Annotated in this window: 14 protein-coding genes and 2 pseudogenes; 4 read left to right on the top strand and 12 right to left on the bottom strand. The window is 67.8% G+C overall.

Going from position 1 to position 15,796, the window contains the following annotated elements; all coding sequences use genetic code 11:
- Nucleotides 1-292 (bottom strand): MarR family transcriptional regulator (locus tag KME80_RS46855; protein WP_219518469.1); only part of this gene is annotated, 292 nt, incomplete at its 3' end.
- A 94-nt stretch (nucleotides 293-386) separates the two neighbouring features.
- Between KME80_RS46855 and KME80_RS46850 the strand changes: the two genes are divergently transcribed.
- The gene (locus KME80_RS46850; RefSeq protein ID WP_219518468.1) at nucleotides 387-1,271 is read left to right on the top strand and encodes an alpha/beta fold hydrolase; all 885 of its coding nucleotides are present in this window, start codon (nucleotides 387-389) and stop codon (nucleotides 1,269-1,271) included.
- Nucleotides 1,272-1,546: 275 nt separating this feature from the next.
- Here KME80_RS46850 and KME80_RS46845 read toward each other — a convergent pair whose 3' ends face one another.
- Nucleotides 1,547-1,912: a 3'-5' exonuclease family protein gene (locus tag KME80_RS46845; RefSeq protein ID WP_219518466.1), complete on the bottom strand. Its 366-nt coding sequence runs from the start codon at nucleotides 1,910-1,912 to the stop codon at nucleotides 1,547-1,549.
- A 411-nt stretch (nucleotides 1,913-2,323) separates the two neighbouring features.
- Between KME80_RS46845 and KME80_RS46840 the strand changes: the two genes are divergently transcribed.
- Both KME80_RS46840 and KME80_RS46835 read left to right on the top strand, forming a co-directional pair.
- Nucleotides 2,324-2,983, top strand: a complete 660-nt coding sequence (locus KME80_RS46840; RefSeq protein WP_219518464.1) for a hypothetical protein — start codon at nucleotides 2,324-2,326, stop codon at nucleotides 2,981-2,983.
- Between the two features lie 117 nt (nucleotides 2,984-3,100).
- A complete protein-coding gene (locus KME80_RS46835) occupies nucleotides 3,101-3,445 on the top strand; it encodes a hypothetical protein (protein WP_219518460.1) in 345 nt (114 codons plus the stop codon).
- Here KME80_RS46835 and KME80_RS46830 read toward each other — a convergent pair.
- The 10 genes and pseudogenes from KME80_RS46830 to KME80_RS53620 all read right to left on the bottom strand — a co-directional run.
- Nucleotides 3,391-3,876 (bottom strand): glycosyltransferase family 4 protein, encoded by a 486-nt coding sequence (locus tag KME80_RS46830; protein ID WP_219518457.1) that lies wholly within the window; start codon nucleotides 3,874-3,876, stop codon nucleotides 3,391-3,393. The genes KME80_RS46835 and KME80_RS46830 overlap by 55 nt on opposite strands.
- Before the next feature lie 43 nt (nucleotides 3,877-3,919).
- Complete coding sequence (locus KME80_RS46825; RefSeq protein ID WP_219518455.1) at nucleotides 3,920-4,303, bottom strand: hypothetical protein; 384 nt, start codon at nucleotides 4,301-4,303, stop codon at nucleotides 3,920-3,922.
- A gap of 5 nt (nucleotides 4,304-4,308) precedes the next feature.
- Complete coding sequence (locus KME80_RS52430; RefSeq protein ID WP_281427516.1) at nucleotides 4,309-4,440, bottom strand: hypothetical protein; 132 nt, start codon at nucleotides 4,438-4,440, stop codon at nucleotides 4,309-4,311.
- Nucleotides 4,441-4,456: 16 nt separating this feature from the next.
- A pseudogene (locus KME80_RS53490) lies at nucleotides 4,457-4,807 on the bottom strand (dCTP deaminase domain-containing protein); the annotation flags it as partial.
- Between the two features lie 118 nt (nucleotides 4,808-4,925).
- Complete coding sequence (locus tag KME80_RS46820) at nucleotides 4,926-5,327, bottom strand: DUF6009 family protein (protein ID WP_219518452.1); 402 nt, start codon at nucleotides 5,325-5,327, stop codon at nucleotides 4,926-4,928.
- Complete coding sequence (locus KME80_RS46815) at nucleotides 5,324-6,847, bottom strand: DNA primase family protein (protein WP_219518450.1); 1,524 nt, start codon at nucleotides 6,845-6,847, stop codon at nucleotides 5,324-5,326. Before KME80_RS46815 ends, KME80_RS46820 begins: the two co-directional genes overlap by 4 nt.
- Nucleotides 6,844-7,953, bottom strand: coding sequence for a bifunctional DNA primase/polymerase (locus tag KME80_RS46810; protein ID WP_219518447.1), 1,110 nt, complete (start codon nucleotides 7,951-7,953; stop codon nucleotides 6,844-6,846). Before KME80_RS46810 ends, KME80_RS46815 begins: the two co-directional genes overlap by 4 nt.
- Nucleotides 7,954-10,472: 2,519 nt before the next feature.
- Nucleotides 10,473-10,727: a hypothetical protein gene (locus tag KME80_RS53485; RefSeq protein WP_372455453.1), complete on the bottom strand. Its 255-nt coding sequence runs from the start codon at nucleotides 10,725-10,727 to the stop codon at nucleotides 10,473-10,475.
- A 147-nt stretch (nucleotides 10,728-10,874) separates the two neighbouring features.
- A complete protein-coding gene (locus KME80_RS46800) occupies nucleotides 10,875-13,133 on the bottom strand; it encodes an NACHT domain-containing protein (protein ID WP_219518441.1) in 2,259 nt (752 codons plus the stop codon).
- A 1,615-nt stretch (nucleotides 13,134-14,748) separates the two neighbouring features.
- Nucleotides 14,749-14,965: pseudogene (locus KME80_RS53620) on the bottom strand (IS982 family transposase); the annotation flags it as partial.
- Nucleotides 14,966-15,116: 151 nt separating this feature from the next.
- Here KME80_RS53620 and KME80_RS46795 point away from each other — a divergent pair.
- Nucleotides 15,117-15,796: IS5 family transposase (locus KME80_RS46795; RefSeq protein ID WP_219518438.1), on the top strand; the 680-nt coding region annotated here is incomplete at its 3' end.

Here is a 15,796-nt window from a genome sequence, read left to right as displayed (position 1 = left end):
GCTCCGGGGCGGGCCGGACGCGGAGTCGCCGGCGGGCGCGGGCGTCGGGCTCCGTGACGACGGCGCCCGCCTCCCGCAACCGGGCGACCGCCGCCGACACGGCGCTCTGCGGCAGGCCTGTGCGCGTGACGATCTCGCTGATCGCGCTGCCGGGGTGCGCGCGGATGTCGCTGACCACGATCAGCACGCTGCGGGTGCTCCCGGGCTGGTCGCCCAGCCCTTCGGTGGGCAGGGCCTCTTCGCCGATTTTCATCAGGGTGCGTCCCAGAAGGAACAGGTCCACTCCGTTCACCTAACCGAGATTACATCAGAAGAGATGTATCAGTTTTGATGTATCAGCATTGATGGAGTACGGTGATCGCGAGCCGAGGCGAAAGGACCCTCCCATGACCACGACAACCGGCTACCTGCCCGTCCCGGGCGCCAGCCTCTACTACGAGATGCGCGGCAACGGCCCCACGCTGCTGATCGCCCAGAGCGGCGAGGGCGACGCCGGACGCAGCGCCGATCTCGTCGACCAGCTCGCCGACGCCTACACCGTGATCACCTACGACCGGCGGGGCCTGTCCCGCAGCACCCTGGACGACCCCGGCAACGGTGTGACGATGGCCGAGCACGCCGACGATGTCCACCGGCTGCTGGCCGCGCTCACCGACAAGCCGGCGGCCATGCTGGGCTGCAGCCTGGGCGCGGTCATCGGCCTTCACCTGGCCGTCCAGCACCCCGGGCAGCTCCACACCCTCATCGCGCACGAGCCGGTCGCGCCCTGCCTGCTGCCCGCCCCGGACCGCGCCCGCCATGAGGCCGAGCTGGCCGAGATCCAGCAGCTCTACCGCGAGAAGGGGCTCGCGCAGGCGCTCACGGTCATCGCCGAAGTTCTGGGCATCGACCCGGCCGGCCCCGGCGCCGAGCCAGATCTTACGCCGCACCCCATGTCCCCGGAGCGGATCATCAACTTCGGCTTCTTCATCGAGCACGACTTCACCGCCATCATCGATGACTGCCTGCCGCTCAACGAGCTCGCGGGCACCCCCACCCGCATCGTCCCCGCCACAGGCCGTACCACCCCGGACACCGTCTTCGACTACCGCTGCGCGCGGGAGCTCGCCACGCTGCTCGGTACCGAGGTCGCCGAGTTTCCCGGCGGCCACAACGGCAACACCACCCATCCCCGTGCCTACGCTGTCCGGCTGAACCAGATCATGCAGGCGGTGAAGATTCGCGAGCCTCGTCAGGCGAGGGAATCGGCTCGCCTTCCCACTCGGCGATGAAGATCCGCCACTCGTGGCCCGGCTTCCCGGACTGAGGCCGACGACGGCACCAGTTCGGGAACCACTCCTCTATCGCGGGGATGAGGCTGACCACGGTGAGTCCCATCTCCTGCCGGGCTCGACGAGGGCTGCCGTCTCCGGGGCGCCGTGGTCATCCAGGTGGCCAGCGGCGAAGGCCCATCCGGGCGGTGGCTTGCCGCGATCTAGCAGCCAGTACGTGTCGCGAGCATCGGGGATGACCAAGCCGACGCACGCGTGATCGCACAGCGCTGCTATCAGGTGCCCTCTTGGATATCCGGTAGCAGGTCGAGAGTCAGCTGATCGTCGCTCTCCCGTTCTGGCCGATGCGGCTGGCCCGTAACGCGAGTGAGCGTCTCCAGGGTGGTATCCGCCTTGCCGGGAAGCTGGCCGACCAGCTCGGCCAGGAGCAGCGCGGCACCCACTGCGTCCCACAGCGCCCGGTGAGGCCGTCCGCCTGGGACCAGCGCGCTGACCTCGGCTTCTAGTCCGTAGTCGGCGAGCAGGCCGGTCAGGTTCCATCGCTTGAAATCCGGACGGAGATGGCGAACGAGGCGGGCGGTGTCGATCAGACCCACCGGTTCGATGTCAGGCAGACGCAAGTGGATGAGCCGCCAGTCCACGCCGATGTTGTGGCCGACCAGGACACGGCCGTGCAGCTGCTCAGCGATAGTCGTGCCGAGCCGTCATTGTCCCAGGTCAGCTCGCCTGCCCGCTGTGTTAGCCGCCGCGCTGTCCATCACCAGCTCACAACTCAGGTCCCCTCATGGGCAGAGCAGGAACGCCCGAGTTTCGGTGGCTGCACCTGACGCCGTCCGTCTCGGTCACTGATCCGTTCTCCCGCGAGGTGCTCGTCTCGACTTTGGCGACGAGCACGGACGCCTCATCCAACATGGATGATGAGGCGCGCCGCGCCTGGCTCTGATCGGCCCGTGTGGCTCTGCTTGCGGCGGCTCGCCCGCAACTGCATGGAGTTCAGCGTCATTACCTGCAATGGGATAGTTGACTCCACCGATCTAATGCATCATCGTTCCGTGGAGATCGCTCAGATTGTTCTGGAGTACTTCAAGGCCCTTGCGTGGCCTGTGATCGTGGTCGTGGCTCTCCTGCGTTTCGCCCCCGCGATTCGAACTCTGTTGGGGCGACTCAGCGAGATCAGCTCACCGGATGGATTCACTGCCCGCTTCGACCGAGAGGTGGGGGAAACAGTCCTGCTCGCGGAAGAGGCTGCCACGACTCAGGATGATTCGGAAAACCGTCAGGGTGAAGACGATATCGGCAGGAATACTGGCGGCGAGCGGGTCGCCGAGCGGGTGGGATTGTCTCAACAAGATGTGGCTGACTGGGCTCAAGTAGCCACCCGGATGGCTCGTGTGCGTCCAGTGGCGATGATGCTTGAGGGTTGGAGCAAACTGGAAGCCCTGCTGGTGCGCAGTGCGGCAACCTGGAGGATTGACATTCCCGGCAAGCCGTTAGGCGTTGGTGAGGTGGCCGGTCTCCTCTCCCACATGCAGGCGAAAGGCCTGGCCCCCGACTTTTTCCGAGTTGGAGTCGAGTTGGCCGTACTGAAGCAAGAATTGGATAAGATCATCGAAGCGGGTAGAACGCCCTCCGCGAGCTCAGCTCAGGACTTCATTACCGCGTCCGCGCAGTTGATGAAGGCAGTACTCGACCTGCCCGCCCAAGAGACGTAGACCTATGGGCCGCGCTGCGATGAGCAGCACGCCGAGACTGTTATCTGCCCGAGAGATGGCTAGATATCCGGGTTAGGTCCGTGTGGCCGTCCATGATGTCTCGGGCAGAGAGCTCTGGTGTTCGATCTCTGGCTCGTTGCCTACGCACCGTTCGCTGACCGGCTCGGCGTTCTCCCGCGCCTGCTGTGGGTCGAGGCCGACTGGCTGCTCAACGACGTGCCTTCGCTCAAACTGGCCTACGCCACCGCGGCCACTGATGACCTGTGTGGTCAAGTTGGTGAGCGCGTCGGCGGTCGCGCTGAGCGGGAACCGTTCAGCGTTGCAGCGGCCGGCGGCGTGCAGATCCTCCAGCATGCTCGGGTCGGCCCCGGCCTGGGCGATCACGCAGGCCAGGGCGGCAGCGTCGGTCAGGTCGACGCCGAGCCGCCCACGACCTCGGTGAGGCCGGGCACCGGGCGGTAGGCCACCGGCAGGCCACACGCCTGTGCCTCGACAGCGACCAGGCCGAACGCCTCCAGCGTGGTAGAGGGCACGAGCAGCAGGTCATGGTCGGCGAAGGCCCGCCACAGATCGGGCCGGGGGAGCCAGCCGAGGCTGGACAGTCGGCAGCCTGTACGGGCCAGGTCCGCCTCGCAGGTGGCGTACTCGTTCGCCGGAGCGGCGATGCTCAGGTGGACGTCGCCGACTGTGGCCAGCGTGCCGATGAGCGCGTTGGCGCCCTTCTCCTCGCTCAGCCGCCCGGCATACAGCAGCCGTAGCGGTCCTTGACGTGATTCTCGCAGAGGTGGGGCCTGCATAAACTCATCAGGGATGCCCCACGGAATGTGCACGACGTCGGCGCCGTCGACTCGGGTCAGCTGCGACAGCATGCCGGTCACGACTACGGTGGGCACGACCACGCGCCGGGCAGCCTGGACTGCCTATGAGGACACGCTGCTAGGGGCGGTGACGAGCGGCGAACAGCAGGCCGGTGCCGTGCACCAGCGCGAGCCGCGGATGCTTGGGCAGCAGCTCGATGAGGGCCGGGGCACCTCCGAACGCGAGGTTCTGAAAGTGTACGGCGGCCACGCCGCCCGAGTCGAGGTGCGGAGCGAGCGCTCGGCGGAGGGTTTTGACGTAGCTCCAGAACGGGAGGCCGTTCACGCACTTCCCTCGCGCCTTCACCAGTTGAACGCCTGCCGGGATCTGCTTGTCGGGGGACTTGGGCGGGAACATGAACACCTGGCCGGCGATGAGTGGTGAGGTGCCGGAGTAGAGGTCGTGCAGCAGTTCGACGCTGCCGCCGGGGCTGTCGGCTGATAGGTCAAGCGCCATGATCACGCGACTCACAGGATGTCTCCGATTTCTTCGTACAGGCGGGAGATGTCGATCCCGGGGGTGGCCCGGTACTTGTCCATGTTCTGCTTGCTGGACGGACCGCCGAAGGCCTGGAGGAAGACGAGCTTGCCGAAGGTCATCCCGGGGGACGCGCACGGGCTTGGCGGCGCGGATCTCCAGTGTCCAGCGGATGGCGTGCCCGGCGTGGCCGAGCGGAGCGGAGACGTGCACCCAGATGCCGAGGGCGCTGATGGGGCGGTCTCCGTTGAGGAGCTGGGCGTAGCGTTCGCTGCCGGTCCGTTCGACCGTCAGGCCCAGGTAGAGCTCACGCGGAAGGAGCACGTGGCCGTCGCTCGGGATGGTCAGCTCGCGGAAGCTCGTGGGTGCGGCGGCGTCGAGGGTGCCGTCGCAAGGCCGTCCGCGACCGGGGTGTTCGGCCGGGCGGTGGCCAGCCGCTGACTCGCCAGCGAGGCGGTGGTCTGCCCGTACTTCCAGTGACCCGGCCATGCGCAGCAGGCCGGGTCAGGTCTTTCATGCCAGCGCGCTCGACTGGGAGCGGAGGTGGCCATCACCGCTCTCCTAGCCGCATGGATGCCCTTGACTCCCACCTTGGAGGCGGCGTCGGTTATGCCTTGGGCAAGGTGATACCGAGCGCCACCATGGCCGGGGAGGCGGGGCCACCTTCTGAGCGTTCAGTCTTGTGGCCGGGTTTGCCGGGCGCCAGGGTGCGCGGGTCGACTGATTCGAGGGGGGCTCCTGTGCTGTATTCGCCGTCGGGCAGCGTGTCGCGGTCGTGCGGGGCCAGCCAGAAGACCCGGCGGTGGAAGGTACCCGAAGCGGGGGCTGCTTTGGCGCTTCGGTCGAGGACTGCATAGCCGACCATGCGTCCGCCGCGGTAGTAGGCGGGTTTGCCGCGGCGCGTCGGCAGCCGGTCGAGGCTTTGGCGGACGTAGTCGAGCTTGTCGATGTCCTCGAGCCACACCAGCTCGACTTCGTGGGTCAGGTTCGACTCGTTGATCAGGCTCATCGCCGGGGCTCCTCACCAGAGAACTCGGAGCTTAGGCCGATGCCCGGGTAGAACTTACGCGAGTTCGACAGGATCATGTCCTTCGGTGAGGCCATCCTGAGTGTGTCGCGGATGCGGGCGGCGAAGTTGCGGGCGGAGACGGGGGTGGCGCCTTCGGAGCCGCACCAGCGGGTGTAGGCCGCGTACAGACTGGTCTGCTCGGCACGCAGGCTTGCGTCGAGCACGCATGCGTCCCCGATGAACCGCCCCACTACATCCTCCGTCGCTTCGTAGGCGTCAGTCGCTAGACGTACCCGCTGGGGGCCGGACAAGTCCTTTTCTCCCGATAGGTAGCGGCGTGCACCGTCGACCAGCCAGGCTAGGATTCCAGGCCCTTCTTCATCCACCAGAATGCGGGCCAGGTTGTCAATCTTATGTTCTTCGGCCACTACCCGCTCGAACGGGATCAGCCGCAGCCGCCTCCAGAAGGCGAAGCCGCCCGTGGTGACCTCCGGCCGGTGGTTGCCCAGCAGCCAGAGATGGTGGGTCGGGTCGAAGCTGAAGTAGTCCTGGCGCATCCGCCGTGCCTTGATCTTGTCTCCGCCGGTGAGTAGCTTGACTCGCGCCTCGTCGAAGCGGTCTCCCGGCTTGAGCTCGGAGCAGACGATGACCCGGCGGCCGTGGAGTTCGGACAGGTCGGTGGGGTGCTCGTTGAAGGACTTGGCCATCAGGAATCCAGGTGGGGCCGCGTCGGCATAGTCCCCGAGCAGTTGGAGCATGACTTCCAGGAGAACGGATTTGCCGTTCTTGCCTGCTCCGAACAGGAAGGGCAGGACTTGGGCGCCGACGTCGCCGGAGATGGAGTAGCCGAGCATCAGGTGCAGGAAGTCGATGGTCTCCTTTCCTTCTGCGTCGTCGCCGAAGGTGTCCGCGAGGAAGCGTTCCCAGCGGGGGATGGGGCCGGCTTGCGGGGCCAGGGTGGTGGAGCGTGAGTGCAGGTGGCGCTCTGGGTCCGGGGCCGCGATCACTCCTGTGCGCAGGTCGACCACTCCGGCCGGGGTGCACAGGGCGTAGGGGTCGGCGTCGAGCATGGCGGCGTTGAGGGCCATGCCGGGCGCCGCTCTGGCCTGCACGAGCATGGCATGGATACCTGCGGTCGAGAGTGCTCTTTTCTTGTGGCGGCGCAGGTCGGCGGCCGTGTAGCGGTGTGTGCGGTCGATGTTGGCGAGTTGGTCGGCCATTTCCCCGGCGGCCCACAGAACCGCTTCGCTCTCGTCGGGGATCCAGCGGTAGACGTCCCACCTATACCAGCCGAGACCAGGCACGTGTTTGAAGTCGCGGCCGTACATGCGGACGAACAGCTTGGCGTTGCCTCGGTCGGTCAGCGACTCTGGCAGCAGCCCGTCGCTGGTGACCGGCGCCGGGGGCGCCGTGGCGAGGGTGGTTGGCTCCGTGGCGGTCGGCGTGAGTTCGGCCAGTTCCAGCATTTGCTGGGCGGCGGCTTCTGCGTTGAAGCCGCTGGGGAGCGATCCGGACGTCATACGCGTTCCTGTAGATAGAACGGCCGGGTGGCGCCTCGGCTGAGCCCACTGACGATGATCTTATTGGAGCGCCTTTCCTGCCCGGGGCGGGCGTGGTGGGCGGCGGCGGCCAGTTGGGTCTCGGCGTCGTGCACGGACAGGTACCCTCCTGCGACCAGGCCTCCGGCCGTGTAAGCCGCTCGGTTGAGTTTGGCGGTGAAGCCGGCGCCCTGCGGGGTGCTGGCGCATGCTTCCACTTCGGCCAGCAAGGTGCGCAGGAGTCGTTCGGCGGAGCTGTGGCCGCCGCCTGCCTGGATGACGGCTTGGCGGGCGCGCGGGGGAACGGGCGCTGTCGGAGGTGGGAGGTTTGCCTGGACTGGAGTGGGGGCGTGCCCGGTACGGGTGAGGTCCTGAGCGAGCCAGGCGGGCAGCGGTGCTGGCTCGCGGCACTCCCCCACCGGGGTGTAGATCCCGTCGCTGGTGCGGGTGCCTGGCGCCACGATGTATCCGCCATGAGCGCGCACATCTACCTGCCAGGCCAGCGCGCGCGTTGTACTGGAGCCGGTGGAGCACTGGAAGGTCTGGCCGGGTTCGAGTCGATACCAGACGTGCAGTCCGCCTGACGGGGTTCGCACCCGCAGGGTGGAGGCGTCCTCTGCCGGGTGGGGCGCATGTCGGAGCGCCGCCAGCAGCGCCAGGGTGTCGTAGCCGGTCTCGAGACCGGTCAGGTCGACGCGAGGATCGATCGCGATCCCGGGCAGCAGCCGGTTGCGGTCGGGGACCGGGGTGGCGTGGGCGTCGATGTCAATGACAACCAGGCCGGCGGGGCCGCAGGCGACGCCCACCCCGAAACCTGGGTGCGTCCCCCACCAGGCATTGATCAGAGCGGGGTCGAGAGTCGCTGCGTGGAAACCGTGGCACCAGCGGCCTTCAGCCGGGCACGAGCAGTTGTCGGCGGCATGGTTCGGGGAGTGGCAGGCTGCGCAGTTACGGGCCGGGGTCTTGCGGCCGGGAGCTAGGGGGTGGACAGGCCATCCCTGCCTGGCACACCACTGCGCGACATGCAGCGACTGGCCGCGTCGGAGGGGAGGGGCAGGATGTTTCTCGAGAGGGGCGTACAGAGTCACGTCATCCCTTCTCGATGTTGGCCAGGGTGTTCAGTCGCTGACCCTGCTCGCTCACCGGGCGCTGCGCCGCAGCGGGGCTGAGCGACTGAAGCGACTGAGCCTTGAACATGGCACATCAGAGTAGCGGACTGTGTGCCTGTTGCGCGGGATGGTTCCAGCGTGGCGGGAGAAATCGCCGTGCGGGCGAGCGACTCTCGTGCCAGCGGCACGCCAGGGCGGCATCGGCTCCTGCAGAGCGGCGAACAGCGGCTTTGCGGGTGGCAGCGCCGGGAAGAGCGACTGAAGCGACTGTCGCTTGCGTTTATGACGACGGCAACACCGGCCGCGTTAACAGCGGCATATATGGCACCCCTGGTCGCTTCGGTCGCTGCTCCGCCCTCGATATCTCGCTGACCTGCGATTATGGGGACACTTGGCTGCAGCGACTGACGCTGGCGGTCGGTCGCTGCTGACAGTCGCAGCCCTTCCACGGGGCTCTGTCCGCTTCCGACTCACGAACCACCCGACCGCCCTCCCCTTGGGACAGCGACCGAAGCGACGAGCCGAAGGGCATCGATCGTTGCTGTGCCGCCTGGAAAGGTGCAAGCCATGCCAGGACAAGAGTCGCTTGGGTCGCTTAGGTCGCTCGGATCCTTCCCCCGGCCCCTTCCTGCGGAGCGCAGCGACTCAAGCGACCGAAAGCCGGGTGCGAAGCGCTCAAGACAACAGAGGATGCGCACGCAAGGCGCGCCCGCCGAAGCTCACGAGCCTCTCCCGGAGCTGCGCCGTTCAAGAGCTGTCTGGCCACGGACGGCTGTGCGAGCCCTGCAGCAGGGACTGTGCAGCCAGCAGAGACACTGCAGCCGCCCCCGAGGGAGCGACCTTGCAGAAGTCTCGAGTAGCTTCTCCTTGCAGGGGCGAGCCGCCAGGACCTGCGAAACAGTTTCTCCCGATACCCATGGAAGCTCAGGCTCTGGCTAGTAAGAACCTGTTCTGAGGGGGCACAAGCGGGCGCGCCGTATCCGGTGGGAGGTGCTCGCTCTCCCCCGCGTTCAACGAGCGCACCGGGCTGCTGGCGCTGAACTTGAAGCTGGCCTCGGCGCCGCCTCGGCCGTGGCGTGGAACCCCCGCGAGGGGGCCGGGACACGCAGCGACTCAAGCGACTGAAAGGCCACAAGCTGGCGACCCCGAAGGGCTCCTGTGAAGCGCCAGCACTGTTGTCTCCATGGTCGCTCTGCACGAGTTCGGCCGCTGATTCATACCGCTGACGGCCTCACGGCGAGCCCATCAGCCGTATGACAATGGGCGTCAGTCGCTTCAGTCGCTACTCGACTGTCTCTTCGCAGGTCAGGTAAGTTGATCGACTTGGAACGGGATGGAATGGGCACCAGCCGCTGGACGACGCGAAGCATTCTGGATGGGCGCAGGACCGCCGGCCCGAACTTCTCCGACGCTGATCAGAGGCGCTCGCCGGCCACAGGCCGACCCTCAGCCGCTCCGCCCGGACCTCAAGCTGCTCGCCGCCGGAGATGTAGCCCCGGCGGGTAAGACAGCAGCGGCGGCGCCGTCGCCCTCGCAGCCGGCTTGTCGCCGTACTCCAGGCAAACCTCCTGGTGCTCGGCACGACTGCTGGCCACCGACATGCGGTCAAACGTGTCCATGTCCGCCCGGATCCCGCCGCAGGGCTTGTCCTGGACCTCGGTGGCTCCCACTGACACCTTCGTCACGAGCAGGAGTGCAGGGGCGGGACCCCAGGGGCGCGGCTGAGTCGCTTGTGGTGCTCATGCGGGGTGTGGATCTGCCGCCGATCAGGCTCTGAGCACGGGCTTCTGCCAGAGTGTCAGAATCGTCGCAAAGAAGCGATCGCGGGTAGCCCGGCTGCTCCACCTCACGGCGGGCCTGGAGCCCCACAGCGGCGTCGACCGCCTTGCGGACGTCCCACGAGAGCACCTTGGGTGGACCAGCCCGGCCGCGTCATCGGGCAGGCCCTTGCATCTGGCGGGCCACATGCAGTGCTTCTGGGTCATCGATGACCGGCGTCCTGCCGCATGCAACGAGCGTCCAGCTAGGCGCAGCCTGGAGGAAAGCGATCTTCTAGTCGGCCTGCAGTCCCCGGTGGCCTTGTCCTGTCCCGTCCCGGCCCCCAGCCGCAGAAAGGGGTGGCAGTCTCTGCCCGGACGCGGTGGGTGGACGACGTCGGGGGTGATGGCTCTCATGGATGTACTCTGCCCCCGCCACGGCGCTCGCCCCCGAGCCGGTACCGCTCGCTAGTTGGCGGTCACAGCGAGGGGCTGCGCCTCAAGCCGCTCTCTGGATGCCGTGATGACGAGCTGGGCGCGGTCGCGGGTGTGGAGCTTGAACCGTAGTGCTCCGATGTAGGCCTTCACGGTGTGGATGGTGACAGTGAGGGCCGCGGATGACGTCGGCCAGGTGCTCGGGGGTGGCGTCGTTGAGCAGGAAGGCGCTGGCCCCGGCGCTGAGCGCCCCGTAGACGTATTCGTCGAGCTCGAACATCGTCAGCACGACGACGCGGGTTCTGCTCAGCCCAGGGCGTCGGCGATCGCCCGCGCCGCGTCGATGCCGTTGCCGCCGGGCATGCGGATGTCCATGAGCACGACGTCGTGCTGTAGCAGGCGGGTCTGCTCGGCCGACTCGTCCGTGGTGCGGCCGGGCCGGTTGCCCTCGTCGATCTGGGCCTGGCGGACCCAGGTGCGCAGTGTCTCCGCGGTGCCGATGCCGAGCTTGGTCGCGACCGCGTTGATCGTGGCCCGCTCGGTTGGGTAATCCGGCCGCACCTCGGCGACCATCCGCACCGCTCGGCGGCGCAGCTCGGCGGGGTAGGGAGACTAACCAGGCATGGACTCGATCCTCTCAAGAGATCAAGTCTCCACCGAACCCAGGGCGATTCAGCTTCATATCGCGAGCATGTCTGCGACGTCACCTCACAAGCTGTGTCCGATCCGTTGAGAAGTCTCATGGGACATGTCCGCGGAGGCGAGGTGGTCGTGCAGGGCGGCGTGGCGGAACTGATAGACCGGGCCAACGGCACGCAGCAGTCCTAGGCGGTGCGCGTTGTCGAGGAAGTTCATGAGTCGCCAGGGAAGCCGGCGTTGGAGAGCTAGCCGAGTCACCGCGATGGTGCAGACCAGCCACGCATGATGCTTGCCCATCACAAACCCGGCCACGAGTGCGATCGGGAGCCCCAGCGAGAGTCCGACTGTGAGTCCGGCCACGAGCCCCAACACGAGCCCCAACCCGAGTCCGGCGAGCTTGACGAGCGAAGGCGCAAACGCGACGAACTCGAAGATCCCGAACAGGATCCAGCACGTGAGTCCGGCCATGACCAATCGCAGAAGGGTAAGTGCTCTGTCGGCTCGCCAACTGGAGCGGGGCGTGCTGGTCGATTCAAGCGTGGGTTGTTCCGCCCAGGCGATCAGTCCGGATGCCAGGGTGGTCCCGAGCCAGGCGAGGAGTCCGAACACGAACCCGAAGACCAAATGGAAGTCGGGATCGAGATCAATCCCGGAGCTGTCGAGACTGAACATCGACACGAACCCCATCGTGAGCCCGACTATGAACCCGATCGTGAGCCCGAACGCGAGGGTGCCTTTCAGAGAACGGATGAGAAGGGATACTCGTCCGCGCAGGCGCAGGCCTGCGTAGCAGCCGGGTGTTTCGTTAACCCAGGACCTGGCGCGCACAAGCCCGACCGCGAGTCCGAACACAAGCCCGGACAGGAGCCCGAACACGACCCGGATGGGCCCGAGGAGCCAAAGCTCAAGCCCGACGAGCCCGAACACTAGCCCGAATACGATCCCGGTCGCGAGCCCGACTGTTGACCGGATGCGGGGTGTGGTGCGGGCGATGTGCCACCAGGTGATGTCGCGGGTGATGACCGGGGGGAAGGCGTGGGCCAGGTAGGTCAGGTGGCGGCGGGTGGCGTCGGGGTCGAGTCGGTGGCGGGGCCGGAAGTGATCGGCGGGGCCGGTGCTGGGTGGACGGGCGGCGATGACGGCGGGGATGACGTGGTCCAGCAGGTGGGCTCGTAGCGCGCCGGCGTCGGCGCCGAGCGGACCGGTCAGGGGGGCAGGGTCGGCGCCGGGGGTGACGTAGACGGTGCGAATCAGCCACAGGCCCAGCGGGGTGGCGGCCAGCCGGGTCAGGCCGGGAACGGTGCGGGAGCGTAGTGCGGTCAGGGTCTGCCTCCAGACGTCGGTGGGGGATGCGGGGAGGCAGGCGGTCAGGTAGTCGGCAGCGGCTTGTGGGGGGACGGGTTGGGGGACGATGACCGCGGCGGCGGTGAGCGGGCGACCAGTGTCGTGGATGGCGGTGGCGAACTCGGTGCGGCGGCTGGTCAGGATGAGCTGGTCGCGGGCGGTCAGTGAGGCGTTGAGCGCGGCGATCACCTGGGCGCGGGCGGGTGCGGGGATTTCGTCCAGGCCGTCCAGGACAGCCAAGATGTGGCCGCCGTCAGCCAGTGCGGCCGCAGCCCCGGCGCCGAATTCGGGGGCGGCAAGTGCCGGGTAGTCCTGAATCAGGCGGACGGCGAGCCAGTCCTGCAGCCGGGGATGGGCGCTGATGTCCCAGCCGGATACCGGCAGCAGCACCGGCACTGGCACGACCTCCCCTTCACCGGCGGCGGCTTGGTCGGCCGCGCGAGTGGCCAGCAGCTGCAGCAGCAGCTGGATTGCCAAGGTGGTCTTGCCCATGCCCGCGCCGCCGGCGATGACCAGCCGTCGTCTGGCCAGAGCGCGGAAGGCGTCAGCCAGGGCCGCGATGTCGTCGCTGCGGCCGGTCAACGTCAGCTCGGCCTCGGTGGTGATCAGGCGGGGCTGGCTCATCACCGTCTCGTCGGCGATGAGCTGCCAGCGCACCGGGATTGGTTCAGGGTCGTCCAGCAGCCGGTGGCGGGCTTCGGTGCGCCACTGATGCCCTACTAGACCGGCCAGCATGTGTGCGGCGGTGTCCACGGCGCTGCGCGTGTCGGTGCTGGCATCGGCACGGGTGGTTGCGGAGCGTCGGGCCCAGACCACCACCGTGCCCGCCAGCATGGCGGCCGCTAGCATCACGGCGGCCAGATCGGCCCGGTTGACCGGGTCTTCTGGATCCAAGACCCGCCAGACAACAGCTACCACCGCGCCTGCCGCCAGGACCGTTAATGCGGCGAAGAGGACTCGCCAGCCGATCTTGCGTCTGTTCACGCCGCTATCGTCACCTTTGCCAGGCGATCTGGCAGTGACTACACACGAATTCGTGGCGAGAGCCGGTCAGGCCACCCGCACAAAGGTGCGCCGCGACCATATCGGCATCGTGTCGACCAAGGCACGAGCCGAAGCACACGTCGGCTGAATACCATCCAGCTCCCGCTTCGAGAACACAGCGCTCAGGCAAAGGGTCCGCCAGCTCACAGTCGGCGACCGAGTTCTCGACGAACGGCTCAAGGCCACTCGCTCCAACGTCCGTTTCCAAGAGTGGCGAATCGCCGACCTTGAAGCCGCCTCCTCGACCACGGATCGGGGACGTACGCTGGCCGCCGCGCAGCGGGCCGACCTGGCCGCCAGCCTCGCCACCGTACGCGATGCACTGGACAGCAGATGATCACGATCCGCAGCAAGAGCCGTTGAGCTGCCCTCACGCTGTGTGGAGCCGGACCTCGTGCCGTCGAACAGGAGTGTGAGGCCCCTCCTCGCAGGCGAAGTGCCCGTCCGGCGGCCGGCCGTCGCGGATCGCGGCCATGAGCGTCGGCACGGCGGAGACTGAGTCGAGCCCGTTGGGCGGGAGTGCCTCTCGCTGCACGGGCCGCCTGCGGACATTCGGATCTCCATGGGATGTACCCCCCGTTATCGACAACGGCTTGCTCCAGGCGGGCCTCGGTGACCCCGTCCGTGACCAGGTGGCGCGGCTCGCCCCCGCCAGCCAGCTGAGCGCCGATCTCTCCGACGGCGTCAGCATCGTCGAACGCAGCGGCCAGCAGGACGTGCTTCGCCGACAAGCGCGGCCTGCGCGATGGCGAGCTGAGGTGCGCTCTGCGAGTCGCGGCCGTGTCCCACAGGCGTACGCGCTCTGTCGCCCCTGGCGGCACCAGGCCGGCCTGGCCTCCGGCCGGTGCGTCGCATCACCACGGCGCGATGATTCGCTGATGCGGCATCAGTGACAGTGGCGAGGGTCGTCGGAGTGTCCGGCGTGGATGCGCGGCCATTGGGCGGTGGGGCGTTCGTTGGTCCGCATGTCGGGCACGGCTAGAGCACGCCAGAAACCCACCGTCTGTAGCCGTTTTGCCTGGCGTCAGCGCATGCGTCGTCGGGCCGTGGGGTCGTGTTCGGCAGTGATGCGGGCGGAGGTCTCCTCGCCGAGGCGGACGTAGTGGCCAGGCTGGATAGGTGCTGGTGGCGGCACTTGGCCTGCAGTTCAGGGGCGGTGCGGCCGGCTGCGGCCAGGTGGGTCAGCGCGCTGTGCCGGAGCTGGCGCAGGGTCCAGCCGGCGCGGTGTGGGTCCAGCTCGGCGGAGGCGGTCATGAACAGGTGCTCCGCGCGCGGGTAGGACAGCCGGCCGCGGCCGGTGATGGGGCAGATGTCGGCGGCTGCGGGAGCCCTTCGTCCGGAGGCGGGGGCGCGTCGGTCGGTCAGGAAGACCGGCCCGGTTTGCCGTCCTTTCAGCAGGCGGGGCAGGAGACGGGCGGTGGCGGAAGCCCAGTGCACGTACTCGAGCGCGCCTCCTTGGAGACGACGCGGGCGCGCCTGTACTCCAGGTCGAGGTCCCCGACGTCGAGGGAGAGGATCTTCTCAGCCCTAGATCACTGATGTGAAATATTTCGGGTTAGTGATCGTAGGCGATCAGGGATCGTTTCACGGGCGCGCCGATGTTCCAGCTGTGCCAGATGACGGCATTGAGCGCGAGGATGCGACTGGCTGACCCGTGCCCAGAGGCCGTCTGTATGGCGGGCATGGTGGCGTTCGAGACCGAGCTGGTTCTTCAGCGTCCAGATGATCGCTTCGATGCTCTGGCGTAACCAGCCGGGGAAGGGCAGATGCGGGCCCCGGCGCCGGCCTGGACGATGACCAGCGCTGCGGAATGCCTAGGGCCTGTCTCAAAGTGTTGATCAACGCGTGTCGTAGCCGGACACGCGAAGAGGTCTCCGGTAAAGGGTTCAACGACCAAGAAGAACCTCATACCCCGGAGACCTCGTGGCCACCTTAGCGGTGACGCGGCGGTTCGATCTCACCGATGCGCAGTGGACGCGGCTGGAACCGCTGCTACCGGTACCCAAAAGGCCAGGTCGACCGTCGCGATGGAGCAAACGGCAGCTGATCGACGGGATCCGCTGGCGCGTACGAGTCGGGGCGCCCTGGCGGGACGTACCCGAGTGTTACGGCTCCTGGCAGGCGGTCTACAGCCTGTTCCGCCGCTGGCAGCGCGCCGGGCTGTGGCAGCAGATCCTTACCCGCCTGCAGGCCATGGCCGATGCTGCAGGCTTGATCGGCTGGCAGGTCGGGGTGGACTCCACCGTCTGCCGCGCCCATCAGCACGCGGCCGGCGCATCCCGATACGGCCAGACGCAGGCTGAGCCGCCCGGCGGCGTCATGCCCGAACCCGCCGATCACGCCCTGGGACGCTCCCGGGGCGGCCTGTCGACCAAACTGCACCTCGCCTGCGAGCAGGGCCAGCGCCTGCTCGCCCTGGTGGTGACGGCGGGGCAGCGCGGTGATGCGCCCCAGTTCCCCGCGGTCCTGGCCGCCATCAAGGTGCCCCGGCTGGGGCCCGGCCGCCCACGCACCCGGCCCGAGGTCGTCCGGGCCGACAAGGCGTACTCCTCCCGCGCGATCCGGCAGCACCTGCGCGCCCGCAAGATCCGATGCACCATCCC

Source organism: Nonomuraea ceibae (assembly GCF_019396325.1).
GTDB classification, from domain to species: domain Bacteria; phylum Actinomycetota; class Actinomycetes; order Streptosporangiales; family Streptosporangiaceae; genus Nonomuraea; species Nonomuraea ceibae.
Note: the sequence above shows the minus strand (reverse complement) of the source record. Positions and strands in the feature narration are given on the sequence as shown.

What these genes read in the sequence shown, in the direction of transcription:
- KME80_RS46850 (WP_219518468.1), top strand. Translation starts at nt 387, where the DNA reads ATGACCACGACAACCGGCTACCTGCCCGTCCCGGGCGCCAGCCTCTAC.
- KME80_RS52430 (WP_281427516.1), bottom strand. Translation starts at nt 4,440, where the DNA reads ATGACCTTCGGCAAGCTCGTCTTCCTCCAGGCCTTCGGCGGTCCGTCC.
- KME80_RS46820 (WP_219518452.1), bottom strand. Translation starts at nt 5,327, where the DNA reads ATGAGCCTGATCAACGAGTCGAACCTGACCCACGAAGTCGAGCTGGTG.
- KME80_RS46815 (WP_219518450.1), bottom strand. Translation starts at nt 6,847, where the DNA reads ATGACGTCCGGATCGCTCCCCAGCGGCTTCAACGCAGAAGCCGCCGCC.